The sequence below is a fragment of the Candidatus Binatia bacterium genome (assembly GCA_023150935.1).
In the GTDB taxonomy this organism is placed as follows: Bacteria; Desulfobacterota; Binatia; order HRBIN30; family HRBIN30; genus JAKLJW01.
The window spans coordinates 102,558-129,145 of the sequence record JAKLJW010000005.1; the positions used below are offsets into that span (position 1 = coordinate 102,558).

General features: G+C 67.1%; 27 protein-coding genes. 9 read left to right on the forward strand and 18 right to left on the reverse strand.

All coding sequences use genetic code 11. The features are described from left to right. Positions 1 to 1,191, forward strand: coding sequence for a CoA transferase (locus tag L6Q96_05470; protein MCK6554018.1), 1,191 nt, complete (start codon positions 1 to 3; stop codon positions 1,189 to 1,191). Between the two features lie 60 nt (positions 1,192 to 1,251). On the opposite strand, the gene L6Q96_05475 is transcribed toward L6Q96_05470, so the two are convergent. The 4 genes from L6Q96_05475 to L6Q96_05490 are packed head-to-tail and all read right to left on the reverse strand — an operon-like array spanning position 1,252 to position 5,118. Further along, positions 1,252 to 2,841: an ABC transporter substrate-binding protein gene (locus L6Q96_05475; GenBank protein ID MCK6554019.1), complete on the reverse strand. Its 1,590-nt coding sequence runs from the start codon at positions 2,839 to 2,841 to the stop codon at positions 1,252 to 1,254. After that, entirely contained in the window at positions 2,838 to 3,683 is an 846-nt protein-coding gene (locus L6Q96_05480) for an ABC transporter permease (GenBank protein ID MCK6554020.1), read from the reverse strand. The genes L6Q96_05475 and L6Q96_05480 overlap by 4 nt, the downstream gene beginning before the upstream one ends. 15 nt (positions 3,684 to 3,698) lie before the next feature. After that, positions 3,699 to 4,616, reverse strand: coding sequence for an ABC transporter permease (locus tag L6Q96_05485; protein MCK6554021.1), 918 nt, complete (start codon positions 4,614 to 4,616; stop codon positions 3,699 to 3,701). 55 nt (positions 4,617 to 4,671) lie between these two features. Next, positions 4,672 to 5,118, reverse strand: a complete 447-nt coding sequence (locus L6Q96_05490; GenBank protein ID MCK6554022.1) for a hypothetical protein — start codon at positions 5,116 to 5,118, stop codon at positions 4,672 to 4,674. 314 nt (positions 5,119 to 5,432) lie between these two features. Between L6Q96_05490 and L6Q96_05495 the strand changes: the two genes are divergently transcribed. Next, positions 5,433 to 6,347 carry a tetratricopeptide repeat protein gene (locus L6Q96_05495; protein ID MCK6554023.1) on the forward strand — a complete coding sequence of 305 codons (915 nt, stop codon included), beginning with the start codon at positions 5,433 to 5,435 and terminating at the stop codon, positions 6,345 to 6,347. 84 nt (positions 6,348 to 6,431) lie between these two features. Here L6Q96_05495 and L6Q96_05500 read toward each other — a convergent pair whose 3' ends face one another. Both L6Q96_05500 and L6Q96_05505 read right to left on the reverse strand, forming a co-directional pair. Then, the gene (locus L6Q96_05500; protein MCK6554024.1) at positions 6,432 to 7,976 is read right to left on the reverse strand and encodes a UDP-N-acetylmuramoyl-L-alanyl-D-glutamate--2,6-diaminopimelate ligase; all 1,545 of its coding nucleotides are present in this window, start codon (positions 7,974 to 7,976) and stop codon (positions 6,432 to 6,434) included. Positions 7,977 to 8,081: 105 nt separating this feature from the next. After that, positions 8,082 to 8,570, reverse strand: a complete 489-nt coding sequence (locus tag L6Q96_05505) for a hypothetical protein (protein ID MCK6554025.1) — start codon at positions 8,568 to 8,570, stop codon at positions 8,082 to 8,084. A 96-nt stretch (positions 8,571 to 8,666) separates the two neighbouring features. On the opposite strand from L6Q96_05505, the gene L6Q96_05510 reads away from it, so the two are divergent. Beyond that, positions 8,667 to 9,956 carry a transporter substrate-binding domain-containing protein gene (locus L6Q96_05510; GenBank protein MCK6554026.1) on the forward strand — a complete coding sequence of 430 codons (1,290 nt, stop codon included), beginning with the start codon at positions 8,667 to 8,669 and terminating at the stop codon, positions 9,954 to 9,956. On the opposite strand, the gene gloA is transcribed toward L6Q96_05510, so the two are convergent. The 9 genes from gloA to L6Q96_05555 all read right to left on the reverse strand — a co-directional run bounded on the left by gloA (position 9,926) and on the right by L6Q96_05555 (position 18,179). Then, the gene (gene gloA / locus L6Q96_05515; GenBank protein MCK6554027.1) at positions 9,926 to 10,309 is read right to left on the reverse strand and encodes a lactoylglutathione lyase; all 384 of its coding nucleotides are present in this window, start codon (positions 10,307 to 10,309) and stop codon (positions 9,926 to 9,928) included. The genes L6Q96_05510 and gloA overlap by 31 nt on opposite strands. A gap of 130 nt (positions 10,310 to 10,439) precedes the next feature. After that, the gene (locus tag L6Q96_05520) at positions 10,440 to 12,053 is read right to left on the reverse strand and encodes a tetratricopeptide repeat protein (GenBank protein MCK6554028.1); all 1,614 of its coding nucleotides are present in this window, start codon (positions 12,051 to 12,053) and stop codon (positions 10,440 to 10,442) included. 39 nt (positions 12,054 to 12,092) lie between these two features. Beyond that, positions 12,093 to 12,407, reverse strand: a complete 315-nt coding sequence (locus L6Q96_05525; protein MCK6554029.1) for a DUF3467 domain-containing protein — start codon at positions 12,405 to 12,407, stop codon at positions 12,093 to 12,095. Between the two features lie 257 nt (positions 12,408 to 12,664). Beyond that, a complete protein-coding gene (locus L6Q96_05530) occupies positions 12,665 to 13,099 on the reverse strand; it encodes a polymer-forming cytoskeletal protein (GenBank protein ID MCK6554030.1) in 435 nt (144 codons plus the stop codon). A gap of 59 nt (positions 13,100 to 13,158) precedes the next feature. Continuing rightward, positions 13,159 to 14,145, reverse strand: coding sequence for a dipeptide ABC transporter ATP-binding protein (locus L6Q96_05535; protein MCK6554031.1), 987 nt, complete (start codon positions 14,143 to 14,145; stop codon positions 13,159 to 13,161). Then, positions 14,142 to 15,116, reverse strand: coding sequence for an ABC transporter ATP-binding protein (locus L6Q96_05540; protein ID MCK6554032.1), 975 nt, complete (start codon positions 15,114 to 15,116; stop codon positions 14,142 to 14,144). Before L6Q96_05540 ends, L6Q96_05535 begins: the two co-directional genes overlap by 4 nt. A 14-nt stretch (positions 15,117 to 15,130) precedes the next feature. Next, positions 15,131 to 15,946, reverse strand: coding sequence for a DUF4292 domain-containing protein (locus L6Q96_05545; GenBank protein ID MCK6554033.1), 816 nt, complete (start codon positions 15,944 to 15,946; stop codon positions 15,131 to 15,133). Positions 15,947 to 15,957: 11 nt separating this feature from the next. Further along, entirely contained in the window at positions 15,958 to 17,553 is a 1,596-nt protein-coding gene (locus L6Q96_05550; GenBank protein MCK6554034.1) for a tetratricopeptide repeat protein, read from the reverse strand. A 260-nt stretch (positions 17,554 to 17,813) separates the two neighbouring features. Next, on the reverse strand, positions 17,814 to 18,179 hold the full coding sequence (locus tag L6Q96_05555) for a hypothetical protein (GenBank protein MCK6554035.1): 366 nt from the start codon (positions 18,177 to 18,179) through the stop codon (positions 17,814 to 17,816). Positions 18,180 to 18,293: 114 nt separating this feature from the next. Here L6Q96_05555 and L6Q96_05560 point away from each other — a divergent pair, with 114 nt between their 5' ends. From L6Q96_05560 to L6Q96_05570, 3 genes are all read left to right on the forward strand, one after another. After that, entirely contained in the window at positions 18,294 to 18,860 is a 567-nt protein-coding gene (locus L6Q96_05560; protein MCK6554036.1) for a DUF4124 domain-containing protein, read from the forward strand. An 89-nt stretch (positions 18,861 to 18,949) separates the two neighbouring features. Then, the gene (locus L6Q96_05565) at positions 18,950 to 20,008 is read left to right on the forward strand and encodes a DUF4921 family protein (GenBank protein MCK6554037.1); all 1,059 of its coding nucleotides are present in this window, start codon (positions 18,950 to 18,952) and stop codon (positions 20,006 to 20,008) included. A 181-nt stretch (positions 20,009 to 20,189) separates the two neighbouring features. Further along, positions 20,190 to 20,525 carry an SCP2 sterol-binding domain-containing protein gene (locus L6Q96_05570; GenBank protein ID MCK6554038.1) on the forward strand — a complete coding sequence of 112 codons (336 nt, stop codon included), beginning with the start codon at positions 20,190 to 20,192 and terminating at the stop codon, positions 20,523 to 20,525. Between the two features lie 101 nt (positions 20,526 to 20,626). On the opposite strand, the gene L6Q96_05575 is transcribed toward L6Q96_05570, so the two are convergent. The 3 genes from L6Q96_05575 to L6Q96_05585 form a co-directional block, all read right to left on the reverse strand. Next, a complete protein-coding gene (locus L6Q96_05575; protein MCK6554039.1) occupies positions 20,627 to 21,139 on the reverse strand; it encodes a PKD domain-containing protein in 513 nt (170 codons plus the stop codon). Positions 21,140 to 21,228: 89 nt separating this feature from the next. Continuing rightward, positions 21,229 to 22,056: a hypothetical protein gene (locus L6Q96_05580; GenBank protein ID MCK6554040.1), complete on the reverse strand. Its 828-nt coding sequence runs from the start codon at positions 22,054 to 22,056 to the stop codon at positions 21,229 to 21,231. Positions 22,057 to 22,142: 86 nt separating this feature from the next. Beyond that, positions 22,143 to 22,772 (reverse strand): endonuclease III, encoded by a 630-nt coding sequence (locus tag L6Q96_05585; GenBank protein ID MCK6554041.1) that lies wholly within the window; start codon positions 22,770 to 22,772, stop codon positions 22,143 to 22,145. Positions 22,773 to 23,023: 251 nt separating this feature from the next. On the opposite strand from L6Q96_05585, the gene L6Q96_05590 reads away from it, so the two are divergent. Genes L6Q96_05590 through L6Q96_05600 form a run of 3 tightly spaced genes read left to right on the forward strand, consistent with a single transcriptional unit; the run spans position 23,024 to position 26,544 of the window. Beyond that, the gene (locus L6Q96_05590; protein MCK6554042.1) at positions 23,024 to 24,022 is read left to right on the forward strand and encodes a Gfo/Idh/MocA family oxidoreductase; all 999 of its coding nucleotides are present in this window, start codon (positions 23,024 to 23,026) and stop codon (positions 24,020 to 24,022) included. A gap of 42 nt (positions 24,023 to 24,064) precedes the next feature. Then, positions 24,065 to 25,051 carry a signal peptide peptidase SppA gene (sppA, locus tag L6Q96_05595; GenBank protein ID MCK6554043.1) on the forward strand — a complete coding sequence of 329 codons (987 nt, stop codon included), beginning with the start codon at positions 24,065 to 24,067 and terminating at the stop codon, positions 25,049 to 25,051. Positions 25,052 to 25,089: 38 nt separating this feature from the next. Next, a complete protein-coding gene (locus tag L6Q96_05600) occupies positions 25,090 to 26,544 on the forward strand; it encodes a hypothetical protein (GenBank protein ID MCK6554044.1) in 1,455 nt (484 codons plus the stop codon). The last annotated feature ends 44 nt before the right edge of the window (positions 26,545 to 26,588 follow it).

Consider the following 26,588-nt stretch of genomic DNA (forward strand, 5'->3'; position numbering starts at 1 on the left):
ATGACCGACACGCCCGCATCCGCGGGGCCGCTGCGGGACATGCGGGTGCTCGACTGTACACACGTGATCGCCGGCGCCTGGTGTTCGATGATGCTGGCGGACCTCGGTGCCGATGTCATCAAGATCGAGCCCCCGCAGGGCGAGGTGACACGCACCAGCGTGGGACCTTTTCGCGCCTACGACTTCATCAACCGCAATAAACGCGCGATCGCCGTCGACCTCGCCCACCCCGACGGGGCAGCCACCCTGCGCCGCCTGGCCGCCTGGGCGGACGTCTGGATCGAGAACTTCCGACCCGGCGTCCTCGATCGGGCCGGTCTCGGGTACACGGACCTCAGCGCCATTAACCCGGCATTGATCTACTGCTCGATTTCAGGGTTCGGCCACGACGGGCCGTACCGCGATCGCGGCGGACTGGATCTCGTTACGCAGGCCATGAGCGGTATCATGAGCATCGTCGGTGAACCGGGCGGCGATCCGGCTTCGACCGCCGTACCCATCTCCGACCTCAATGCCGGCACCTTCGGCGCCCTCGGCGTCGTTGCCGCGTGGGCCCATCGACGGCAGACCGGGGAGGGACAGCGGGTCGAAACCACCCTGTTCGAATCGGCATTGGCGTACACGGTGTGGGAAGCGGGGCTTTATTTCACCATCGGCGAGGTAGCCCAACCGCGCGGCTCGCGTCACCGGCTGGCGGCCCCCTACGAAGCGCTGCGCACCGCCGACGGTCATATCGTTGTGGGGGTGAACAACCAGAACCTGTGGAAGCGCTTTTGCGAAGCGATCGAACTGCCCGGGCTCCAGCACGATGCACGATTCGAGAGTCCGATCTCCCGAGTCATGAACCGGGACGATCTCAAGTTGGCGATCGAAGCGCGCCTTCGTGAGCAGCCCACTGAGCACTGGCTGGAGCGCATGCTCGCGCTCGGGATTCCGTGCGGCCCGATCAACACCATCGACCGGGCGCTGGCCGATCCGCAGGTGCAGGCACGAGGTCTCGTCGTCCGCGTGGGCGGTCGGGAATTCCTCGGCAGTCCGATCAAGTTGTCGCGCACTCCGGCTGCCCTGCGTCGAGGTCCGGCGGAAATCGGCGAGCACACGCGCGAGGTTCTCGGCGAAGCGGGACTGGCCGACGCGGAGATCGACGCCCTCATAGCCGCCGGCGCCGTTCGCGACGGCCGTGCGCCGTGAGCGCAGGTGGCCCCGCCGGTTGTTCGCGCCGCCCGCTGACGGCGCAGCGCTCTCCCGGCTTCAGTCCCTCCCGTCGGCCAGCCAGACGCGATCGAGGCGCTCTGGACGAAACGGGTGCATTCGGTAGTCGCGCACGCGAGGATGCAGCAACCGGAAGCTCGCCGGGTGGAACAGGAACACCCACGGCGCGTCCGCGACGACAATCTCTTCGGCAAGGCGCAGCAAATCGAGGCGCTTCTGCGGATCCACGGTCCGCGCCGCCTCCTCCAGCAGCGCGTCGAGTTGCGGATTGGCATAGCCGGTGTTGTTGTTCGTGCCGATCGAACGCGAGTGAAACAGCACGTCGAGGAAGTTGCTCGGGTCGGGAAAATCAGCCTCCCAGCCGAGCAAGAACATCGGCACTTCCGGGTCGGTGCGCACCGCTTCGAGAAACGGCCCCCAGGCCAGCGACTTGATCTGCAAGTTCACGCCGACCTCCGCCAGATCCTGTTGCAGCGACTGCGCCAGGCGCAGGGTGGTGTCGTCGGCGCGCACCCAGAGCGTGGTGGTGAAACCGGCGGCGTAACCGGCCTCGGCGAGCAGTGCCCGCGCCCGCGCCGGATCGAAGTCGTACCCGCGCAGCGCGGCGTTGTGCCCGGGCATCTTCGGCGGCAGGACCCCGCGCGCTGGCACCCCGCGCCGGTTGATCAGGCGCAGCAGCTTCTCTCTGTCGACGGCATGGTTCATCGCCTGGCGCACCCGCCGGTCGTCGAACGGCGGCCGTCGAGTGTTCATGCCGAGGTAGTTGGTGCGCAGGGTCGTCTCCCGGCGCAACAGTTCCTTGTACGCCGGATCGGAGGTAACGCGCGGGAACTCCGCGGGCGGAATCGAGGTCGCATCCAACTCTCCGGCTTCGTACTTCAGCCACTCGAGCTGTTCGTTAACCCCAACCTGCCGCACGATGCCGTCGAGGCGCGGGACCCCGCGCTCCCAGTAATGAGGGTTCGGCGCGAATTCGAGCCGTTGCCCGCTCTGCCAGCTACGCAGGGCAAACGGCCCACTGCCGACGGGATGCCGCGCAAAGTCTTCACCCCAGCGCTCGACCTCCTCCGCCGGAACGGCGGCGGCAAACGGCATGGCCAGCTTGTGCAGGAATAGCGGATCGAACTCCGTTAGCCGAATGCGCAGGATCCCCGGTGCCGGGGTGTCGACGCCATTCAGTTCGCACTTCTCGTCGCTGCACGCGGAGGCACCGGTGATGCCCCGGAAAAACTCCGCGCCCGGTGAGCGGGTACGGGGCCACAGCACGCGGGTCACGGCAAACCGGAAGTCGTCCGCGGTAACCGCGCGGCCGGTCGAGAACCGGACGTCGTCACGGAGGTGGAAGGTGTAGGTTAGCCCGTCGGGTGACACCTCCCAGCGCGTCGCTACCTCGGGTTGCAAGCGCCCCTCGTCGTCGTAACCGATCAGAGTACTGAACAACATCTCCTCGAACTGCCACGAAGCAACGTCGTACCCGAGCGCCGGGTCAAGGGTCGGAATGTCGTCCTGATCGGCGAGGCGCAGGACGTTTCCGGCCGGGCCCCCGGTGGCCGGTTCGCCGCTGCATGCCGCCAGCACGAACCACACGGCGAGAATGCCCCGGCGCGGCCATGCCGGCCGTCTCCTCATCGTCCCGTGCCTCCGCGTTGGAACCGGGCCAGCAGGCCGTAACCGAGGAAATTGAAGGCGGCCACCGTGTAGACGATCGCCAGGCCGGGAAATAGCATCAGCCACGGCGCCGTTCGGTAGTACATTTGACTCTCGCTGATCATCCGCCCCCAACTCGGAACGGGTACCGGTACGCCAAGCCCGAGGTAACTGAGGCCGGCATCCAGCAGCACCGTGCTCGAAGTCGACAACGCCGCCATGACGGCAATCGTCGGTGCGACGTTCGGCAGGATATGCCGGATCACGATCCGCAGGTCTCCCGCACCGAGACCGACTGCCGCCCGCACGAAATCGCGTGTCCTCAGCGACAGCACTTCACTGCGCACGGTGCGCGCCACGGTTGTCCAGCCGACGATGCCGATGACTACGAACAGCGTCGTCAAGCCCGGCTCGAAAAGCGCCGCCAGGGCGATTGCGAGCAACAGCGCCGGAAACGCCAGCACCACGTCGGTAAGCCGCATGAGCAACGTATCCACCCATCCGCCCGCGTAGCCGGCGAACGCGCCGACCGTCACGCCGAGCACCACGGCGATCGTCGTCGCCACCACGGCGACCAGCAGCGACACGCGCGCTCCGTAGATGACGCGGCTGCAGACGTCACGGCCGAGTTCGTCCGTGCCCATCGGGTGGGCGCGCTGCGGCGGCGCCGGTTCGCCGAAACTGTCCGCCACGGCGCGATAAGGGTCGTACGGGGCAATCGCGGGCGCGGCCGCCGCAACGGCGACCAGGCCCAGAATCATCGCGCCGCCGACGGCAGTCAGCCGGCGTTGCAGCCCTTTTCCCGCGGCCACCGGTGCAGCCATCTTACTTAGCTCCAGTCAACGGCGCCGGCGCAACCGCGGATCGACGAGCACGTAGATGACATCGACGGCGACGTTGGCGAGGACGACGAGCAGGGCGCCGAACAGCACCGTGCCCATGATCACCGGAATGTCCTGATTGAAGACGCCTTCAACGGCGAGCCGTCCGAGTCCCGGCCAGTTGAAGACGGTTTCGGTCAGCACCACGCCGCTCATCAAACCGGCGAAGTCGAGGCCGATCAGGGTTACCAGCGGCAGCAAGGCGTTGCGCAGACCGTGCTTGATGTAGATGGTTCGCGGCGGCAGGCCCTTGGCGTGCGCCGTGCGGATATAGTCGGCGCGCAGCACCTCGCCGAGATTGGCGTGCAGGACGCGGGCGTAGTAAGCCCCCTGCCCCAGCGCCAGCGTCGCCGCCGGCAGGACGACGTTGAGCAGGCCGTACCCGCCCAGCGGCAGCCAGCGCAATCGGTACGCGAATACGTACAGGAGCGCCATGCCGACCCAGAAGACCGGCAACGACAAAGCCACCAGGGATGCGACCAGCATGCCGAAGTCGAATGTGGATCCCTGGCGCGGCGCGGTGAGCAGACCCAGTAGCACGCCGGCGAGCACCGCAAGGCCGAGACTGACGCTCGCCAGGGCGGCGGTCGCCGGCAGACGTTCCGCGATGGCGTCGAGCACGCGCTGGCGAGTCAGGTACGAGCGACCGAGGTCAGCGCGCAGCAGGCGGCTCAGGTAACGGACGTACTGCACCGCGACGGGCTGATCCAGCCCCAGTTCGCGGCGAATGTTCTTCAACGTTTGCTCGTCGGCCTTCGGACCCGCGGCAGTACGCGCCGGGTCGCTCGGGACAACGAAGGCGAGGCAGAAGGTCAATGCGCTTACGCCGGCGAGAACGGCCAGACTCCAGCCGAGACGTCGCAATAGCGCGATCATGGAGAGTCGTGGAACAGCGCCGGAAGTCGCCGGACGGCGATCGCGCCGCCACCGTTCAAAGCCTCAGGGCCTGGCTGAGCTTATCGCGCACGCGATGATACTCGTTCATCGTCCGGTCCGAGATCTGACCCCCTTCTTCTTCCAGAAAGCGCGTAAAACCGGTGACCGCCTGGGTGAAGTCGTTCATCTGCTCCGGGGTCCACAGCGGCGTTTCCTCGGCCCGTTCGCGGATTTGCCGCAGGAGTCCCTCGATGTCCTGAAACATCCGCTCGCGGCTCACGTGGTCGATGTGCCCCCCGCCCCCTCCCCCGCCACCGAGATGAGGGGGGCGCCGCCGCTTCTGCCGCTGCGCCCGTTGGCGCCGTCGCTTGCGCCGTCCGCCGCCGCCCTGACCGCCCGCATCCCGGCCGTGTCCGCCTTCGCCTCCCGCACACATCCATCCACCCGCGGATGCGGGGTTGCCGCCTCCGGAGCCGGAACCGCTTGGGCCGCTCATCGTCATGCGCCAATCTCCTTTGTTCCTCCGTCCAGCACTCGTGGCCGGCGTAACTCGACAGCGTCACGTGGGACGGAACCCGGACGCGCGCACGTTAGAGAGCCACCTCATCCCCGCCTGTGCGAGGTCCGCTCGGGACCACCGGGCGGCTCGGTGCGCGCGCACCTTGGAACTGTTGGGAATCTACCCGTCTGGCGCGCCAAAGGAAAGTGGAAGAATGCGATTATGTTGCATTCCCTGACCGGGTCGGTGCGGAAGTCGCTCGCCTGCCCCGGCTGAGAATGATATGCAGCGCCGACGGTTTGCGACGACGGTGGTCGATGCCTTTATCCCTGCACTCTGACGGCGTGGCGGGCGCGGCGGCACGGGCGAGCCGGGCGGCGCAGTCCGCGCACCTGTACCGGACCGTCGAGGTGGCGCGCATACTGGGGGTCAGCCCGGCGCGTGTGCGGCGTCTGGCACGCGCCGGCGGGCGACGCCCGCAGCGAACCGGGACGTGGTTTCTGTTTTCGTTTCAAGATCTGGTCCTCTTGCGCACCGCGTATGGACTGCGGGCGGCGAACGTGCCGGCGCGACGCGTGGGGCGAGTCCTGGCGCAACTCGCCCGACAGCTCCCGGCCGAACGGCCTTTGTCCGGGGTGCGCATCCTTGCTGGCGGCCGCCGCGTCGTCGTCCGCCAGGGCCACACCGCATGGCAACCGGAGGACGGCCAGGTTGTGTTTTCGTTCGCCGTCGACGAACTGGCCAGACAGGTACGACGCACCACCGCGAGTCCGGCGCCGGTCGCGGCCGGCGCCGACACCGCGCAGGGTCGGCGGGAAGCGGGACGGTGCTACGACCGCGCGCTGGTGCTCGAGCAGGCCGGGCATACGAAGGCGGCCCGGGACGCCTACCGGCGCACCATCGAGATCGATCCGACTTTCGCCGACGCGCACATCAACCTCGGGCGGCTCCTGCACGAGAGCGGGGACGCGGCGGCAGCCGCCGACCACTATCGACAGGCTCTGGTCCACGCCCCCGAAGACGCGGTGGGTAATTTCAACCTTGCAGTGGCCCTCGAGGACCTCGGTCAGCCAACGGCTGCGGTGGCACATTACCAACGAGCGATCGCCCTCGACGCCGAGTTCGCCGACGCCCATTTCAACCTCGGGAGTCTGTTCGAGAAACTCAATCTGCCCGCCGACGCGACGCGCCACCTCGGCCTTTACCGGCGCCTGATCGAAGGGAGCGCCTGATCCGCGGCTTCGCGCGCTCGCTTCTCCGCAGTCACCTTGACCCTCCGGGACACCGGCCTTCTCGGGGTGGGTTGATCTTCCCGCTCAACTCGCCGGCATCGCCTCGCGCCCCCGATACCTTCTAGCCAGGGCGGCACGGGCGACCTCGCGATCGTCGAAATGGACGCGGCGGCCGGCGAAGAGCTGATAGGTTTCGTGCCCCTTGCCGGCAATCAGCACCAGGTCGCCCGGTTCAGCCGCGTCGATCGCCGCCGCGATCGCCCGCGCCCGATCGACATCGCTGCGAACGCGATTGCCGGCGTTCGGCACGCGCCGCGCGCCGGCGAGGATCTCGGCCACGATAGCCTCCGGGTCTTCGGAACGCGGGTTGTCCGAGGTCACGAACACCAGATCGCTCGCGCGCGCCGCGATCTCTCCCATCAACGCACGTTTGCCGCGGTCGCGGTCGCCGCCGCAGCCGAATACCGTGATGATCCGACGCGGCCCCAGAGCACGGCCGCTCCGCAACAGACGCTCCAGAGCGTCCGGCTTGTGAGCGTAATCCACGGCGACTTGAAACGGCTGCCCGCCAGCCACCAATTCGAAGCGACCCGGCACCGGCGGCGCAACGGCCAGACCGTGCGCCATCGTGGCCGGGGCAATACCCAGGCTCAGCCCGCTCGCCAGTGCTGCCAGGGCGTTATAGACGGTGTAGTCCCCGAGGTGCGGGAGCCGCACCTCAATGTCGCCGGCCGGGGTCGTCGCCACAAAATGGGTCCCGTCGAGGCCGAGCCGAACCCCACGGGCGATCACTGTGGCCGCCGCGTGGATGCCAAACGTAAGCGGCGCCGCAGCGCAACCGTCGAGCATGAATGCCGCGCGGGGATCGTCGGCGTTGATCACCGCCGTAGCCCGCTTGCCGTGGCGCCCCAGCGACGCAAACAGCCTCCGCTTGGCGTCGCCGTAATCTTCCATGTCGGCGTGGAAGTTGAGGTGGTCCTGACTCAGATTCGTGAACACCGCAACGTCGAACGCGATGCCGTCGGTGCGCCTTAGAGCCAGCGCGTGCGAAGACACCTCCATGACCACGGCGCGGCAGTCCATATCCACGGCGCGCCGGAGGAGCCGCTGCAGCTCGGGCGCCTCCGGCGTCGTCTGCACCGCCGGCTCGACAACATCGCCGAAACGGTACTCGATGGTGCCAAAGCGCGCCACCGACCAGCCGGCAGCGCGCAGGATCGATTCGATGAAGTAGGTCGTCGAGGTCTTCCCGCTCGTTCCGGTAACGCCGATCATGCACAACTGCCGTGACGGGTTGCCGTAGTAGGCGCATGCCATGGATGCGATTGCACTCCACGCATTCGCCACTCGGAGCACGGTGACGCAGGCCGGCACCTCGACCGCGCGTTCAACCACGACCGCGACGGCCCCGCGAGCCGACGCCTGCGCGACGAAGTCGTGGCGGTCGGCCCGCAGCTCGCCGCCGTCCGCCCGATAGCCGGGCAGACAGACGAAGACGTCGCCGGGTTCGACAATACGGGAGTCCGCGACGACGGCGCGCACCGGCTGCGCCGGGTCACCGGCCACGACCGCGAAATCGACGCCCGCAAGCAGGTCGGCGAGTCGGGGCGCCTTGTGCGACGAGGTCATGAAATAGGCGTGTCAGAGGCACAGGCTCGTGGCCGGAAACCGCCGCGGCATAGCGGCCACCGATTGACATAGCAGCCGCGGAAGCGGTCGGGCCGCCGGCTGCCGTCACTCAGGGGCTGGACCCGCCGCTGGCGGTGGGTTGGAACGGAGACGGGCGGCAACCGCCGGCACCGCTTTGAGGAGCATGTCGAGGCGCGCCACTTCCGGGCCGGCACTGGCCACCAGAGCACCCTGGTAAGCCGCCAGCGCAGTATCCAGTTCCCCCTCCTTCTCGACCGCGACCTGGTCGTTGTCGCCGAGGCACGCGTTGACGGCTTCGGCGAGTTTCTCGATGCGCTCTTCGCCGTCCTCGCCGAGTTTATCGTGGAGGTGTTCGTTCCATATCGCGTAGAAGGCGAACGTCGTCGGCACCTGGCGCCGCAGCCCGCCCGAGAGCAGGTACAACTGATCGGCCAGACTCGCCGCGGATACCGCTTTGCGCCGCGTCACCAGCCCGTTCAGGCGGACAAGCTTGTCCCGCAGCCGCTGAAGGCCCAGATTTCCCGCCAGCAATTCGACCGCCTCCTGAAATTCCCTCTGCGTCAGATTCGCCATCCTCACCTCGTGTCGTTACGGCCGCGAGCGCGGCCACTGGCCGTCAGGGTCTTGCCTTCACGCCCGGCGCGTGTCAACGCTCCCGGTCACCGTTCAATGTGCCTGCGTAATCTGCTCGTCCTCGTCGTCGCTTTCAACAACCTAACCGGAACGCTCGCCGCTGCCACCCCGCACCCGGCGCCCTTGAACGTTGCCACCAGCCACGACTACCCGCCGTTCTCTTTTCTCGACGAGGGCGCGGCGCGCGGGTTCGACATCCTGATGGCAGAGCGGCTCGGCCGCGATCTGGGTCGTCCGGTTGCCTTCGTTACGGTGCGTTGGCCGGATCTGCTGCCGCAGGGCCACGCCGGCAGCTTCGACGTCGCCATGAGCGGCGTCACCGTTCGCAGCGACCGGCTGCCGGTGTTCGCCTTCACTCGCCCTTACGCGCTGACGGGCGCGGTCGCCGTGGTCCGCGCCGAGGACGGCAACCGTTTGCGGCGGGCGGAGGACCTGAACCGCCGCGACATTCGAGTTGCCGTGAACGCCGGCGGACATCTCGAGCGGGTGGCGCGCGCGCGGTTCTCGCGCGCCGCGATCACTCCCGTAGCGGACAACGCCTCGCTGGCTGGACTGTTGCGCGGCCGCAAGGTTGACGCGGTGATCAGCGACAGCGCCGAGGCACGCGCCTGGCGTCCGTACGGATTCGTCGTCTTCGGACCGTTCACCCGAGATCGGAAGGCGTACGCCGTTCCACTCGCCCATGTTGACTCGATACCCACGCTCGACGCCTGGCTGGCCGAGCGCGAGGGCGATGGCTTCGTCGATGCCCAGAGGCGAACCTGGCTCGGCGCCACCGCATCGCACAGCGCCGAGGAAATGTGCCTCGAAGCGATTGCGTCGGTCATCGAGACGCGCTTCCAGTTGATGCCGTATGTCGCGGCCGCAAAACACCGGGACGGCCTTCCGGTCACCGATCTCAGGCAGGAGCGCCGCGTGCTCGACAGTATGTGGGCGGCAACCCGGGAGGTCGGGCTCGATCCGCGCACGGCGCGACCGCTGATCCGCCGGCTCATTCGGCTGTCAAAGCACATTCAACGCGCAACCCCACCGGCCGCGGTTGCCAACCTGATCGATATTGCCACCCTGCGGCTTGCCATTCAGACCGCAACCACTCAATTGATCGCCGAATTGCACCGGTGCCAGCCTGCCCTGCGCCAGCCGGCCGTCGAGTCAGCGCTGCGCGCCGCCATGGTGCCCATGAGCGCTTCCCTACCCCTGAACCAGAGTGACGTTGCCGGCCTTGCCGCGGCGGTAAGGCGGGTCCGTGCGGACGAGCAGCGCACAGACCGGGAAAATCGAGCCTTGGGCGGGCGTCAACGCCGTTCGATCAACTCGATCCGATAACCGTCCGGATCCTCGACGAAGGCGATCACGGTGCTGCCGAACTTCATCGGGCCGGGTTCGCGAACGATCTTGACGCCCCTGGCGCGCAACCGCTCGCAGGTGTGGTGGATGTCCTCGACGCCGATGGCGAGATGGCCGAATGCCGTGCCCAACTCGTACGAGTGCGTGTCCCAGTTGTGGGTCAGTTCGATCACCGTATGGTCGGCTTCCTCGCCGTAACCGACGAAGGCCAGCGTGAAACGGCCGTCCGGGTAGTCCTTCCGGCGCAGGAGCGTCATCCGCAGCCCTTCGCAGTAGAAGCGTATGGCCGCGTCGAGATCCCTGACGCGAATCATCGTGTGCAAGAGCCTCATCGATCCCTCCGTCCCGGCTCCCGGTAAACTGCGATCGAGGCGCCTCCCCGGCGGTGCGCGAATTCCGCGACCGACCGTTTCCTCGACTTCCTGCCCGACGCGCGGCCGACCGTCTCCATTCCCTCGCCAGTCACCTGGTCAGATCTTCGATGTGCGCGCTCGCGAAGGCGGCGAAGTCCTCCCGGTAAACGTCCGCAAAAGCCGTCGCAAACTCTCCCGTTCGACCCATCGCCGCCAGCAACTGGCGGAGCCGGGCAGCGCCGTAGCGATCGATCAGGGCACGCACGGTAAGGTAGCTCTGAGCGTAAGCCACATCGATGCGCTCGGCGGGCAGCGCGATAAACGACCCCGTGAGGTCGCGCAACTCGAACAGCTCCCGATTACTGATCCGCTCCTCGGCCCAAGCGACCCGCTCTCCCTCGCTGTCCTCTTCCGCCCAGACGGCCAGTCCTTCGTTGAGCCATACGGGGCACGACGTGCCGGCGAGTCGGCGAATGACGCTGTGGGCGTATTCGTGCCGCGCGATTCGGGCCAGCTGCGGGTTGTCGGCGGTCAGGCCCCGCACCGGGAACTTGATCCGGCCGTCGTAAGCACCGCTCGCCCAATCCGGGGTCTGGGTTATGGCGTGGAAATCCTGCTGTGCGTATAGCACGACGGGCGTGCGCCCGTCCGGATAATAGTCGAACTTGGCTCCGACGCTGTAGTAAGCCTCGTCGAGGGCATCGAGCATGACCCGCACGGCCGACTGGTCGCCGCCGTCGCCGAACGAAATGCGGAAATGCGGATCGTGCACCGCAACGAAGTCCCACTCGGCATCGACTTCGCGGCCGAGTTGTTGGACTCGCCGCTCTAGCTCCGGCTCCGTCGGACCGTTATCGCGCGCCCGCTGCAAGAGTTCGAGCGCTTCGGCACGCCGATCCTGCTGAGTGTAAACGTCCGCCAGGGCCAGCAGCGTACCCCGACTGCCGGGCACCAGTTCGAGGGCCCGCTCGAGCAGCTCTGCGGCTTCAGCCGTCTGGCCCTGACGCAGCCGTGCTATGCCAAGCGCTTGCAGAACCTCGGCCCTCTCGCCCAGCTCCGCCGCCGCGCCGAGGTGCTCGACGGCGGCGGCGAGGTTGTTGGCGTTGAGCTCGGCAACGCCCCAGTTGTGCAGGGCCGTCTGCAGATTGCGCAATAAGACGGGGTGCTCGGGATTGCCCTCGAGGTCGCCCTCGATCTCCTCGACTTGCGTCCGGAAAGTTCCCGCGTCCACCGCCGGACCCGGTCCGGCACCGGCGTCATCGGCACCGGCGACTCCCGCCGAGGGATCGGGGGCAAGCGCCGCGGGTCCTGCCTGCGGGGCGACCGGGGGACGCGCGGGCGCCGGGCGCCGCCCCGACAGGTCGGGCGCCAGCCACGCCGTGATTGCGGCGACAGCCGTCGCGGCAGCCAACCAGCGCATGCCCGCTCCCGCCCCACGACCGCGCGAGCCAGACGACGGCATCCGCGTCGGTGCGGCCTCGACTCGCACCTGGGCGCCGAGGTCGCGCAGTTGCGCTGCGAAGGTCGCCGCCGCCTCCGTATCGAGCTCGGCGAACAGCCGCACCGGCGTGACCGTTTCCGAGCTCAGAGCCGCGGGCCCGGCCGGTCGCGCCGGTTGGTGTTTCACCCAGTCGATGACGCGAGCGCGCGCAAGGTCGTTACGGTACCCGCACAGGATGACATCGACACAGCCGGGGCGCGACATCTCCCAGGAGTCTACCATACGGAGGGGGTTCGTTGTGCGCGGTGCCCGTCCCGTGCCTCAGTGCACCACCTTCGGCAGGTCCGTAGCGGCCGAGATGGGGCCAAAGGCCGCCTCGTAGCGCCCGACGTTCTCCTCGATGGCCTTGAGGATGCGTTTGACGTGCTCCGGCGTCGTGATGACACGGGCTCGCAGGTTGGCGATAGCCTGGCCGTCGGGTGTGCGCTGCGGCTGGACGAAAAGAAAGTCGAGTACGAACTCTTCTTTCCGGTGCGTAATCATCATGAGGTTGGCGTACACCCCGGGGGCGTGCTGCGGATCTATTTGAATCGATAGTTGCTGCCCCGGCGCTGTTGGTGCCTTCTCATCGGACATGGGTCCCTCCTCGTTGCGTCGCCCGTCAGGGCAGCGCGTGCAGCCACCGCGTATACGTATCGACGATCTCGTCCCACACGGCGGCCGGCTCGCGGCCGAGCGACTTCGGCAGATTGAAAGAATGATCGGCGCCCTCGATTGCCTTCTACGTCACTGCCGGCAGGGGCGACAACGCGCTCCGGAGCAGATCGAGGCTTGCGAGGGGTCGCGCGTACCGGCCCCGCAGCCCGCCCCCGCAGCCCGCCCCGATCTTCGCTTCAGCGCGCGCCGGTCCCGGGCACGGGCACTCTCCCGGCAACTCTCCGCGGCGTGATCCGGCAATCGCCATCGAGGCAGCCGCCGTCCTTGACGATCAGGCTGGTGGCCTCCACGGTGCCGATGAGACGTCCGCTCCCGCCGATCTCGACACGTTCCGCACCGAGCACATCGCCCCTGACCTCGCCGAGAACGATCAAGTGAGGGGCGCGCACGGCGCCCTCGATGAACCCTCTTTCGCCAACTACGAGCAGGTCGGTGGCCCTCACTTCGCCGCGCAATGTCCCATCGATCCGTGTCGGCGCGTTGAAACTGAGCCGCCCGCTTACCACCGTGTCTGGACCGAGCGAAGACCGCAACACCGGAACCGCCCCGGCCACTTTGACGTCCTCGCCGCTCGTCCAGCCGGCGTCGGCGTCGCTCGGACCGCTGGTCATCTCCCCACTCCGCCTCGAGAATACCACGGCTATCCTCCTCAACGAGCCGTCAACCCGACTCACGCCGGAAATACGTGGCAGGCCACGGCATGCCCGTCGGACCCGGGCGTCAACAGGGGCCGCTCCCCGCCGCATTGCTTCACCGCATGCGGGCAGCGGGGGTGGAACGCGCAACCGGACGGCGGAGCGACCGGGCTCGGCACATCACCGCCGACGCGTATGCGCTCGCGCCGCGCCGCCGGATCAGGAACCGGCACGGCCGACAGCAAGGCGCGTGTGTAAGGATGGCGGGGCTGGCGATAGAGCGCAGCGCAGTCCGCCAGTTCCACGATTCGGCCAAGGTACATGACCGCCACCCGATCGCTTATATGTTTCACAACTCGAAGGTCATGCGCAATGAACACCGTCGTTAGATGAAGCTCGTCCTGGAGGTCCATGAGCAGATTGATGATCTGGGCCTGCACCGAGACGTCGAGCGCGGACACCGGCTCGTCGGCGACGATGACGCGCGGCCGCACGGCAAGGGCGCGGGCAATCCCCACTCGCTGGCGCTGACCCCCACTGAGTTCGTGCGGAAAGCGATCGAGCGTGTCCGGACGCAGACCCACCTGGGCGAGCAAGGCCAGCACCGCCTGACGGCGCGCCGGACCGGCCACGATGCCGTGGATCGCCAGACCTTCGGCAACGATGTGTTCCACGCGCAGGCGCGGGTTCAGCGATCCGATGGGGTCTTGAAACACGATCTGCAGGTCGCGGCGACGTCGGCGCAGCTCCGCGCCTCCAAGGGTGGTCAGGTCGACGCCGTCAAACCAGACGCTTCCGGAGGTCGGCTGCTCGAGGCGCACCAGCAAGCGAGCCAGCGTCGACTTGCCGCAGCCCGACTCGCCAACCACTCCCAGCGTTTCGCCGGCACGCACCTGCAGGTCCACGCTTTCCACCGCGCGGACCACAGGTCCTCCGGCGAAGATGCCACCGCCGGCGGCGAAGTGCCTCGTAAGATGGCGGGCCTCGAGTAAGACCTCCGCGCGGCGCTCCACGGTCGTCACGCCGTCCCCTCCTCGACCCGCAAACAGGCGACGCGGTGATGCGGTCCCCGAACGCCCAGGGCCAGCTCCTCGATCGCGCAGCGATCCACGGCCTGCGGACAGCGATCCCGAAAAGGGCATCCGGAGGGAAGTGCGTCGAGTTCCGGTACCAGACCGGGAACCACTTCGAGCCGACGGGCCGGCGCCGGTTCGAGACCGGGAATCGCTCGCAACAGGCCCCGGGTATAGGGATGGAGCGGGTTCGCGAACAGCGCCGGCACGGACGCCAACTCCACCGCCCGACCGGCGTACATGACGAGCACCTCGTCGGCCCGTTCGGCGATCACGCCGAGGTCGTGTGTCACCAGGATCAGCGCCATGCCGGAGTCTGCCTGCAGGACGGCCAACAGGTCGAGAATGGCGGCCTCGATAGTCACGTCGAGCGCAGTCGTCGGTTCGTCAGCCACCAATACTCGCGGCCGGCACGCCAACGCCATGGCGATCATGACGCGCTGGCGCGTGCCCCCGCTAAGCTCGTGAGGGTAGGCATTGACGCGGCTCTCCGGCGCCGGGATCTCGACGCGACGCAGCATCTCGACTGCCCGTGCCCGCGCCGCGCGTCGGCTCGCTCTCTCGTGTAGGCGTACCGCTTCCGCGATCTGCTCGCCCACCGTCAGAACCGGGTTGAGCGAGGTCATGGGCTCCTGGAATACCATCGCGATCGCCCCGCCGCGCACAGCCCGCATGGCGCGCTCGTTCAGGTGCAGCAGTTCCCTTCCGTCGAGACGCACACTCCCGCCGGTCACGCGGGCGGTGGGGGGCAGTAGTCGTAGCAAAGACAGGGCGGTGAGCGTCTTGCCGCAACCTGACTCCCCCACGATCCCCAGGGTGCGGCCCGCCTCGACGCGGAAGTCGATACCGTCGACGGCGCGCACGGGACCTCGCGGCGTCGACAAGGAAGCGCACAGGCCACGCACTTCCAGCACCGGCATCGTCGAACTGGCGCTCACTCCCCGGCTGTATCGAGGGATACGACTCGCGCTCCCGCCGGGGCGCGGAGCGCGAAGGCGGCGGCATCGAGCCGTGGATTGACGTCGATGTCGTTCAAGGCGATGTCGACGGCGCGACCCAGCGGGGGCGCCTCCAGAATGATGCGCGTCGGCAGCGAGGCACCGGCGTAGGTCTCATGGCCGTCGAAGCTGGCTCGCCAGAGCACCTCGCCAGCATCGTTGCGGTCCTCGACCGCCACGGGCAACCACGCTGCCGTGAACCAGGTGATCCGACTGCCACCGACCATCGGCTGCGTGAGCGCGATCCAGCCCGTACCGGAATCGACGGCCACCTCTCCCCCGGCGGCTCCCGGCTGGCTCGGCGGCGTTCCCAACAGGAGATCGACGAGGTGGTCCGGGGCAAGTCCAACCCCGGCGTAGCGCGACAGGTTCTCAGGTGAGGCCGTGCCGGTGTAGACCGTATCCTCTCCGCTGGCGTAGGCGCGAAGCTGTCCCTCATCGACGGTGAAGACGAGGAGCGAACCGAAGGCCGAGAGAACCTCGACCCGCAGCCGTGCCGGGCGGGCAACCACAATGGCCTCGCGCGACGCCACCGTCCCGGCGGGGTCCTTGATGCGCACCCGCGCCAGGGCTCTGAGCGTGCTGACCGATTCACGCCGTGAAGATACCACGCTATCGAGCTCCTGCGGGGTCGGCAGCGTCGTCGAAGGTGGGATCTCCGCCTGACGGCGTAAGCCGCAGCCGCCGAGGCTCAGTCCGCAGACGATCGCCGTAGCAACCGCGAGGCGCAGGGGGCGTAGGGAGGAGGGCACGGTTGCGGGACTCAGGATTCTCGTTCGGTGCTCGAAGACCGCGTGCTCTCGATGGCACGGATCTTACCCTTGAGGCGGTCCGCCTGCTCGGGTTCCTTCGTACGCGAGAGCGCGCTCTGGTAAAGGTTGAGGGCCTCGCGCCACCGGCCGGTCTCCCGATAGGCGTCGGCAAGGTGTTCGACGATCGTCGGGTCCTCACCGGTCAGTTCCACGGCGCGTTCGAGCTGCTCAACCGCTGCCGGATACTGACCGCGTTGGAAGTACACCCAGCCGAGGCTGTCGACGTAATATCCGTCGTTCGGGTCGATCGCCAGGGCCCGCTGGATGAGGCTCTCGGCCTCCTCGAGATGCGTGCCCATTTCGGCATACGTGTACCCGAGGTAGTTCAATGCGGGCGCGTTGTTGGGGTTGATTTCGATCGCGCGTCGCATTTCCTCGATGCAGGCGTTCTTATCCTTGGCCTCGTCGTACAGAGCGCCGAGCGTGAACCGGTACTTATCGTTGTTCGGGTCCTTGGCGATCAGCCCCCGCATCAGATCGATGGCTTTGCTGAGGTCGCCCTTCTCCCGGTACATCGACGCCAGCAAGCCGGCAAGGTCGGAGCTGTCGGGGCGCGTGTCGAGCCCGCGTCGCACGGCGTCGATCGCTTGATCGAGCTTGCCTTGCTTCTGGTAAATGAATCCCATTCGGACGCAGGCGTCGCCGTAGAAATCGGACGAGCTCGGCACGCGCTCGAAGGCGTCCAGCGCGCGGGGATAATCCTTCAGCTCGCTGTACACCGACCCCAGGTAGTACCGCACGCGGTCGTTGCCGGGTTCCGCCGCGAGCACCAGCGTGAACTCCGTTGCAGCGCGATCGAAATCGCCCTTTTCGTAGTAGATGAGCCCGATCTTGACGCGCGTTTCCTGCGGATCGCTTTCGAGCTTCTCGAGCTCGCGGAACTGGGAGAGCGCCTCGTCGAGCTTACGCTGGCCGACGTACAGGCCGCCAAGGCGCCGGCGTACCGCGGCGCTCTGCGGCTCGGAACGCAGAATGCGCTGGTAGATCTCGATGGCGCGATCCGGTTCGTTCCGGGCTTCGTAAAGCATCGCCATGTCGAGGAGCACCATCTCCGAATGGGGATTGAGCTTTAGAGCCTGGTCGAAAGCCTTCTCGGCGGTCGGGTAGTTACGTGCGGCGGCGTGGACGCGGCCCAGGTAGTAATAACCGAGGAACGAAGTCGGGTTCATGCGCGTCAGCCGTTCGAGGGTGCCGACGGCCAACTCGTACTGACCCTGCTTTCCATAGAGGGCGCCCAGAAAGAGATGGGCTTCCTGGTTCGTCGGATCGAGTTGCAGGACGTTCTGATACTCGCGCACCGCTGCGTCGTCGTCCCCGCCGGCCGAGAGAATCCCCGCCAACAGTATCCGCGCCTGCGCGTTCTCAGGTTCCAGCACCACGCTCTGGCGCACCTGCTCCATGGCGTCCTGCAAGCGATTGGCCCTCACGTACAGCATCGCCAACCGACTGCGCAGCAGGGCGGTATCGGGATCCGCCTCAACCGCCCTCTCGTACTCCTCCATGGCGACTTCCTGATCGCCCTGATTGACGGCGATTTCCGCTTTCAAGAAATGACCCAATGCCTCGGCATCGGGTGGAATAGGCGCACTACCCGCTTGCGCGGGACCAAGCTCGGTCGACCAGGGAGCTGGTCGGCCGGACGAAAACATGGAGCGCAAGGTGGCGCATCCGCTCAGAGTGAATGTGCAGCCCGCGAGTACCGCTGCCGCACCGACCGCCAAGGACGCCGTGGGGTTTGCCATCGATTGGCACAGCATAAACGTCCCGGCAGACGCGAGCAATCGACGGCGGCCTGCCCGCCGCGCGCTCAGTTGCCGCCGTAGCGCCCGTCGGCCTGCCCGATGACGTGCTCCAGCAGCCTTTGCTCCGCCGCCAGATAGGCGATGCGTTGCAGAACCGCGGCCGTCTCCTGGACGAGTGGGATGGCCGCGAGGTAGCCGGCGAGCTGGGCCGGCGAAACCTGATCCACCTTCGCCTCCATCGCCTCCATCACTTCATTCGGAATGCTCGGCATCGACGCCTGGTCCGCCAGAGCCAACAAGCCATCGAAGCGTTCGAGGAAGTGCTGCCGCGCCTCCTCACGCTCGTCGGCCGCGCACTCGACGCGCAGGCGCAGCACCGCCCGTTCGAACAATCGATCGAAAGCCTCTAAGACGGCTTCTCTTCCCGTCATCGTTCTCGGTCCCATCTGTTCGAGCTGGGCCGGGGTTAACCACCGACTCGCTGCGAATCAAGCCGGCGAACTCAGAATTGACTGATCGGCAGCGCGGCCGTAGAGTGAGGTCAAATGCGTGTAAACATCTCGCGCCGCGCGTGGGTCTCAGGGCTCGGCGTTCTGGGCTTGCTGGTCGCTTCGTCTGGCGTAGCGCAAACCTTTTACAAGTGGACTGACGATCGGGGCGTGGTGCACTTCTCGGACTCCCCGCCATCCGACGGCAAGGGGGTGGAGGAGCGTATGGTCAATGCTCCACCCATTGTCCGTCGTCCTGCCGAGGCCGCTGCGGACGCCGACCCTGCTTCAGGGACCGATGCGGTGGCGGCCGGGACGCCGACGGAGGCCGTACCGAGTGGGCCGGCACGCGTGATCATCTTATCGCAAAAGACGCCGCGCATTAGCCCCTCATCGGTTCGCGTCATGGGTCGGGTGCGGAACTCCGGGGGCGAGCCGGTATCCAACGTGACGGTGGAAGTCACCGTGGTGGACGAAACTCAGGGTACGGTTTGTATGCAGGAGCAGGCGGATGTGGACCCGGGTGAGCTTGCGCCCGGTAAGGGGGGCACGTTCGATCTCACGCTCGACAGCCCCTGCCTGTTCGGCACCGCCAACATCAACCTCGAACCACAGTGGCAGTAACCGAGAGGGTCGCTTCGGAGCACGCCGCGAACTCGCCTCGCCGCTCCATCGCCGGCTAGTTCCCGCGTGGAATTCCGGCCGCCATTGCCATGCCGCTGGAATACCGGGAAGACGGCAACGAACTCGTCTGGATACGCAACCCGTTCACGGGTGTGCTGACCTATTTCACCCACGTGCACCGCAAGCAGAGTGGCTTCGGGCGGCGGGCGCAGGAGGCGCTCTTACGCGGGAGCCCCGAAGACCCGGCGCTTTACGCCGCGCGACTGCGCGCCGAACTCGAGGAGGCGCGGCGCTCCTGCCCCTTCTGTCCGGGCAACGAGGAGCGGTCTTCCGATGAGATCCTGCGCGTCGCGCCGGCACGGGCGATGTCCGGCGCAACCTCCGGTAGCTGGCTCATACGCGCGGTACGCAATTTGATCCCCCGCATCCCGGAATGCTGCACGGGGGGACGAAACGAGTCGTACGTCATCGTCGAGGATCCGCGCCACTTTGCCGACAACGCTCGCGGGCACGACGACCTCCTCTACACGGCCATGCTCCCAGCGGCTCAATTCCAGGCGTTGATCGCCGCCGCCGTCGATGTAGCGCGCCAGGCCTATGCCAACCCCTCGGTTCGCAGTGTCCTACTCCGCAAGAACCAGGGCCGGGACTCCGGCGCCTCTCAACCCCACGTCCACAGTCAGGTGATCGGGTCCGATCTCACGTTTCCCGTGCTCGCCCGCGAGCGCGAGGTGACTATCGGTGATCCCGGTTTGTGGAAGGACATCTACCGTTTCGTTCACAGTCGCGGTTTCGTGCTCGCGGAACGGGACGGCTGTGTCGCCTATTTCTGCCCGTTTGGCGCTTTTCCCCGCAGCTACGAGGTTGTTTGCCTCGATGACTGGGTTCGCGCTGTCGATCTGCCGGCCAGGCGGTGGGCAACGTTCGCAGCCCTGCTGCATGACGTTCTGCGCATGCTGGGGCCGATGCCACTCGACTACGAAATCCACGACGGCCCGGGCATGCCTGTGCACGCCCACGTGAACGCCAGGCACTTCCCTTACTCCAACATCGGTGGAACGCTGAATCTGCCCTCGACGATCGCCGGCAGTCAGCCGCCACGCACCGCGCCGCCCGCCTCCCGCCGGGATCCGCCGACAGACCCATGAAAATCGTCGGCACCATGATTGACATGACTGCTTCGCTCGCATAAGAGGCTTGGCAGATCGGGCCAACGAGAGTGGTGGGGGAAACGGAGGCGCATCAGAACTCGCACCCGGTCCAACAACCTACGCTAATTATGAGGGCGCTCTGCCAGGCCCCTCGAAGCCCAAAAGGAGGAGTGTGACAATGGCAACGACAGAGGAAATCAAGGCGATCTTCAGCGCTATGCCGGCCAGCCTCAACGCCGACGCTGCGAAGGGGATGAACGCGGTGATCCAGTTCAACCTGTCCGGCGACGGCGGGGGGAACTACAACGTCACGATCAAGGACGGCGCGGCAAGCGTGGCCGAAGGTTCGCATGCGTCGCCGAATATGACCATGACGATGGCGGCACAGGATTACATCGACATGATCGCCGGCAAGCTCAACGGCCAGATGGCTTTCATGAGCGGCAAGCTGAAGATCGCGGGCGACATGGGCCTCGCCATGAAGATGCAGAGCCTGTTCAAGCGCCCTGCCTGACCCGCATCGAGGCTAAGAACACATTGGCCCCGGGTCGAGCGGTTAGCCGCTTCGACTCCGGGGTCTTTTTTTGCCCGCGCGTGCCTTACGGTCGATCAGACCTACTCCAGGTCGGCCGCGTCCTCTTCTACGGTGATGTCGATCTCGTCGGTAGACGTCGAGCCATCGGGCCCGGTGACGGTGATAACCGCCGTAAAATCCCCGGGATTCTTATACGTGTGAGTGGTATTGGCCTGGTCCACGGGCGCTGAGCCATCGCCGAAATCCCAGCGGAACTTGGGCTGGCCGGCACTGCACTCGGCTTCGGCGCTCAACTCGACGTTGAGCGGCGGTGCACCGTAATCGGGAGTGGCGTCGCCGATGACGATGCAGTCGCCTTCGTCGGCAGGGATCCCGCCGGGCACCGCGGCACCCGGCACCCCGGGGGCGCCGCCGGGCGCTGCTGCCGCAGGGGTAGCACGCGGCGGCAACCCTGCGGTGGCCGTGGCTACCGCAGGCGGCTTCGCCCCTGACGCCGCACCACCGCCGGTGCCGGATGGCACCGGGGGCCGTTCGCAACCGCCACAGCCGCCGGTAAGCAGCAGCACCGCTATCCACACTTGAGACGCTTTCATCGAGCGACCCCCTCTCTTGCGATCATCTTCTCGCGATCGTGTGCGTCTCCGCCGATCCACGAAGCACGGCTCCGTGAGTGACCCGACCGTCACTTCGGCCGCGGCGGGGGCTCGGCTGGCCGCCGAATCCGCATCCGCTTAGGAGGCCCCGGATTCCCCGCCGTGTCGCGGAGTCGCACCGTCACCAGTGTATCGCCGACCGGAAACCCGTAAGCACGCGCAATTATCAAGCAGAACTGGGTCGTGGTGTCCTTCTTGACGAACGTATAGTCCCCCCCCGTTCCGACGGTGCAGGAGGAATCGGATTCAATGAAGGTTTCGAAGCGGCACGAAAAGTCGTTTAACGCGTCGCTGATCCGTTGCGTCTCGGCGAAACTCGGCGGGTTGATTGCGGGGATACCACCGATCGTGGGACGGCGGCGGTCGCACACGGCCGTGCTTCCGTCGCCGAGGTTGTGGTTGACCTGGATCTCGAGGTCCGGACGTACACTCGGGTCGTCAGCGACGTGCGCGAACGTCCGTCTTCCGACGTCCTCCCCACTGGCACCCGGTCTACCTTCGACCACAATCATGAATCCCGACCCGATCGGGCTCAGATAGAGCGGCGTTCCGTCTTTGTCGACGGACTTGGGTTCGACAACCACACCGTCGGCCCGGGCCACGCCAAAGTGAGTTACGACCGGGCCTGTCCCCGGCCCACGTTTTGCCTTCGGATCGCCTCCGCCCCGGGTGGGGACGGCCTGGACTTCCGGTTCGGGCGTCGGGGTCGCCGGTGGCACCGTCGGCATCGGAGTGGTCTCGTCAGCGCCCACCACGACAGTCGGACGCACGCTGCGGCCTTTCGCCGCACACCCCACCCCGCCACCCGCGCAGGTCGCAATCACACCCCACAACGCGATAACACGCTGCACACGCATGCCGGCTCCCTCTTTGACAACGCGTCGCCTTCTAACGACCGCTTTCCAGTCAGTCAACCCCGCAACCGGGAGCGCGGGCGCCCGGATCATCGGTACCGCTTAACCCCGCGCCGCCTGCACCACGACGCAACCGGACACCGGCTGCACCAGGGAGAGGTCGGGCGGCATATCGTCTGACCGAACGCGACCAGGAGATCGTTGTATTCGATCCAGTACGAACGCGGCAGCTTACGCCGCAAAGCCATTTCGGTAGCGTGCGGGTTGCGCGTTCGCACATAAGCCCAGCGATTCGAGATCCGATGCACGTGTGTGTCGACACAGATCGCCGGTTTGCGGAATCCCTGCGTCAACACCAGATTTGCCGTCTTCCGGCCAACGCCGCTCAGCGCAAGCAGCGCGTCCAGGTCATCCGGCACCTCGCCGTCGTAACGTTCCAGCAGCGCCTGCGCCATCCCGCGCAGGGTCCTGGCTTTGGTTCGATAGAACCCGACCGGATAAATCGCCCTCGCAATCGTTCCTTCGTCGAGCGCCACCATTGCCCCCGGCGTATCGGCAAGCGCGAAGAGCCGCTGCGCGGCCGGGGCGGTGGTTTCGTCCTTCGTGCGCAGGCTGAGCAGGCACGACACCAGTACGCGGAACGGGTCGCCGGTCTGCAACGCGATGAAAGTGACCACCGGCGCATTCCACGACTTCGCCACCGCGCCCAGGCGGGCCATCACTGCGTCGATATCGAAGCGACGCCGGTCCGCACCGAGCGGCGGGCCGGCAGCCCGCTGGCCGGCCCCCGGTTTCGCCCGTCGCACACGCTTGGCCATGGCGCGGTATCTAATCGCAAGCGTTGCGAGGCCGTGCAACTCGGGAGCGGAACTCCGTGACGCTCGCCGGTGCTTGACCACGGTGCAACATCCTCTATCTATGGCCAGCGCGGTCGCCGCGGCGGCGAAGGCGCAACCAGCAGGAGTTCATCATGGACCTCCGCATCGGATTAATCGGCGTCGGCAAGCACGGTACCCGCTACGCCCGTCACCTCACCGGGGACGTCCCCGGCGTGCGCCTCGTCGCCATTGCCCGGCGCGACCTGGCGGCCGCCCGGGCCCAGGCCGAGGAGTTCGGCTGTCGGGCCTACGCGGACTACCGCGACCTGCTCCGCGCACCGGACATCGACGCGGTGGCTGTCGTGGTGCCGCCGACGCTGCATCCCGAAGTACTGGAGGAGGCTGCGGTGGCGGGTCGGCCGGTACTTCTGGAGAAGCCCGCCGCCGCCAGCGGTGCCGATGGTGCCCGTATGGTCGCGGCCGTCCGCCGAGCGAACCTGCCCGTGATGGTGGCGCAAACGCTGCGGTTCAACGAGGTTGTTCGTACGCTCCAGGACGCGCTGCCCACCCTCGGTCGACTGCACGCTGTGCGCATAAGCCAGCGCTTCGAACCGTCGCGGCCCGCCTGGATCGACAACCCGGCGGTGGCCGGCGGGGGCATCACGCTGCATACCGGTGTGCATAGCTTCGACCTTGCGAGGTTGCTGTCGGGTCTGGAGCCGGACCGGGTAAGTTGCGAAATGGGATACGTGTTGACGAGCGGCACCGAGGACAACTTCGTCGCCACGGTGCGCTTCGGCGGCGGCGCCGTGCTGGCCTCGATCGCCGGCTCGCGCGCCTCGGCGAGTCGCTCCGGCCCGATCGAACTTGCCGGGGAACACGGTCAACTGATCGCCGACCATATCTTCCGCACGGCCACCCTGATCCAGGGGTCCACCGCGACTCCCCTGCCCGTCCCCTCCCCGGTGTCGACCGTACGCGCGGTCGTCTGTGCTTTTGCCGACGCGCTGCGCCACGGAACGCCGATGCCCATCACGCTTGACGACGGGCTTCGGGCCGTAGCGGTAGCAGAGGCCTGCTACCGTGCCGCACGCACCGCGGAGGTAGTCGATATGCCCGGCATCGAAGCGCCCCGTACCGACTTGCCATGACGCCCGCGACCCACCTATAGTCCGCGCGCTCTGGACCTGTTCATGCAGTCGCTCTGGCGTCGCCACCTCAGCCTGCTCCTTACCGCCGTCTGGGCCTCGGGATGCTTCTTCGTAACCGGGGAATTCGACCCCCTGTCAACCCGCCCCAAACCGCTGGAGGAGCATGTCGTCTCCGGGGAGGGGCGCACGAAGATCCTGCTGATCGACATTGCCGACGTCATTACCGGTAGCGACCAGCGGGGCCCGTTTGGGATCACCGTCCAACAGGCAACGACTGCTCGCGTTTTCGAACAGATCGAGCGGGCCCGCAAGGACGACGACGTACGCGCCCTTCTGGTGCGCATCAACAGTCCGGGCGGCGGGGTAACCGCCAGCGACGTCGTATTTCACCAACTCCGCGGGTTCGCGATCGAACGCAAACTGCCCCTGGTCGCCCACCTGCTCGATCTCGCCACGTCGGGTGGGTACTATGTCGCTCTTGCGGCCGATCAGATCGTCGCCAGCCCAACCACCGTTACCGGTAGCATCGGCGTGGTCATGTACGGGCTAAACTTCTCGGGTCTCATGCAGAAGCTCGGCGTCGCAGACCAGACGATCAAGACGGGCGTGGAGAAGGACGTCGGGTCGCCGTTGCGACCCATGACTCCGGAGGACCGCCAGCTACTGCTCGGCCTGCTCGACCCGATGAAGCTGCGCTTCGTCGAGCTTGTCCGCGAACGCCGGCCGCAGGTCAGCAGCGCCGCGCTGGCTATCGTCGCCGACGGACGCCCGGTTGGAGCGCACGACGCGCTCCGCGACGGCCTGATCGATTCGATCGGCTATCTCGACGACACCGTGCGCGCCTTGCGCACCCGCGTGGGCGACCCCGATGCGCGCGTCGTGATGTACCGGCGGCCGCAGGAGTTCGCAGAGAACGTCTACTCCGGCGCCCTTCCGGCCGCGCCGCAGGTGAATATCGTAAACATCGACGTCGGCGCTCTCGCGCAGCCGCCGCAGTTCATGTACCTGTGGCTGCCACCGGCACAGTAGAGCCGCCGTCCTCTCGCGCTGCACCGCGGCGCCGCGGCGTGTACCCGTGGATGCTGCTCCTGATCGGCAGCGCAGCTTACTTCTTCCTCGCCAACGACGCCGACAACGATCTCTGGGGTCACGTCCTATTCGGGCGCCACGTGCTGGCGTTGGGACATCCCCCCCACACCGATCCATACGCTTACACGACGGCGGGAGCGCGCTGGATCGACCACGAGTGGCTGGCGCAGGCGGGCATGGCCGCCATGTTCGATGCGTTCGGCAATCCGGGGTTGCTGCTGCTCAAGTTCCTCGGTGGCGCGGCAACGTTCGCACTTGTGATGCACGGGGTCCGCCGGAACACACTTGTCCCGTGGCAGTGGGGCGGTATCGGGCTGCTGGCAGCCGCGGTACTCGCCCGCGGATTCGCCTGCCGGCCCCAGATTGTGACTTACGTGGCCTCCGCGGCGCTGTTGGTGCTGCTGAGACGACCGCACGGACAGGCGTCCCGCTGGTTGTGGGGGGTGCCGCCGCTGTTCGCACTCTGGGCCAATGCTCATGGCGGCTTTGTCCTCGGTCTGGCCATCATCGGACTGGCCGCGAGCGCGGCGACGTGGCACCGTCGCCCCGAGGCGCGCCGTTTGTGGGCGATCTTAGGTCTTTCCGCAGCCGCCACCGCGATCAATCCGTACGGGCCCGGATTGCTCGTCTACATCGCCGAGGAGTTGCAGATGCCGCATCCGATCACCGAGTGGCAGGCACCGGCGATCGGTGAGGTGGAACATGGTGCGTTCTTCGCTTTGCTCGGGCTATTCGTTTTGACGCTGCCCTTCCAGCAGCGGCAGCGGCGACTCGACTGGGAGGTCGCACTCTCCCTCGGCGTTGCGCTCATGGCGCTGCAGCATCAGCGGCATACCCCGCTGCTGGCGATCTGTGCTACGGCGCCACTGGCCACCCAGGTACGCCGCGCGGCGGCCTGGGCGCGCCGGCACGGTGTCGCCGGACTGAGCCCAGGCGCCGCGCGTCTGGTCGAGGCCGCAGTCGCGGCGCTAGCGCTGGTGCAACTCGGATTAACGGCCGGGCGCCTCGGGCGCGACGGCCTGAACATTGTCTTCGACCCGACCGAGTACCCGGTGATGGCGGTGGCCGCCATGCGTGACGTTCACTTCGCGGGTAACCTGGCCGTCCCCCTGGAGTGGGGTGAGTACGTGCTCTTCTTTCTCGAGCCGCGCGCGAAAGTCTCGCTCGACGGGCGGTTCGCCACCCTGTTCCCCGAGGCGGTGATTACCGCCAACTTCGACTTCTTCGGCGGCGCCGCAGGCTGGCAACGACTCCTCGACGCCTATCCAACCGACGCCGCGCTGGTGCCAGTCGGGAGCCCCTGCCCGATCGCTACCTTGCCGGAATGGCAACGCGTCTGGGCGGACTCGACCGCAAGCGTATACGTTCGTACCGGGGCTCCGGCCGCGCTGCCGCCGATTGCCACGCCGGCCACAACCGGCATCTTTCCCTGACCGGCCGCCCTGTCGTTTTCGCGCGTTCTGCACCCATCGATCTC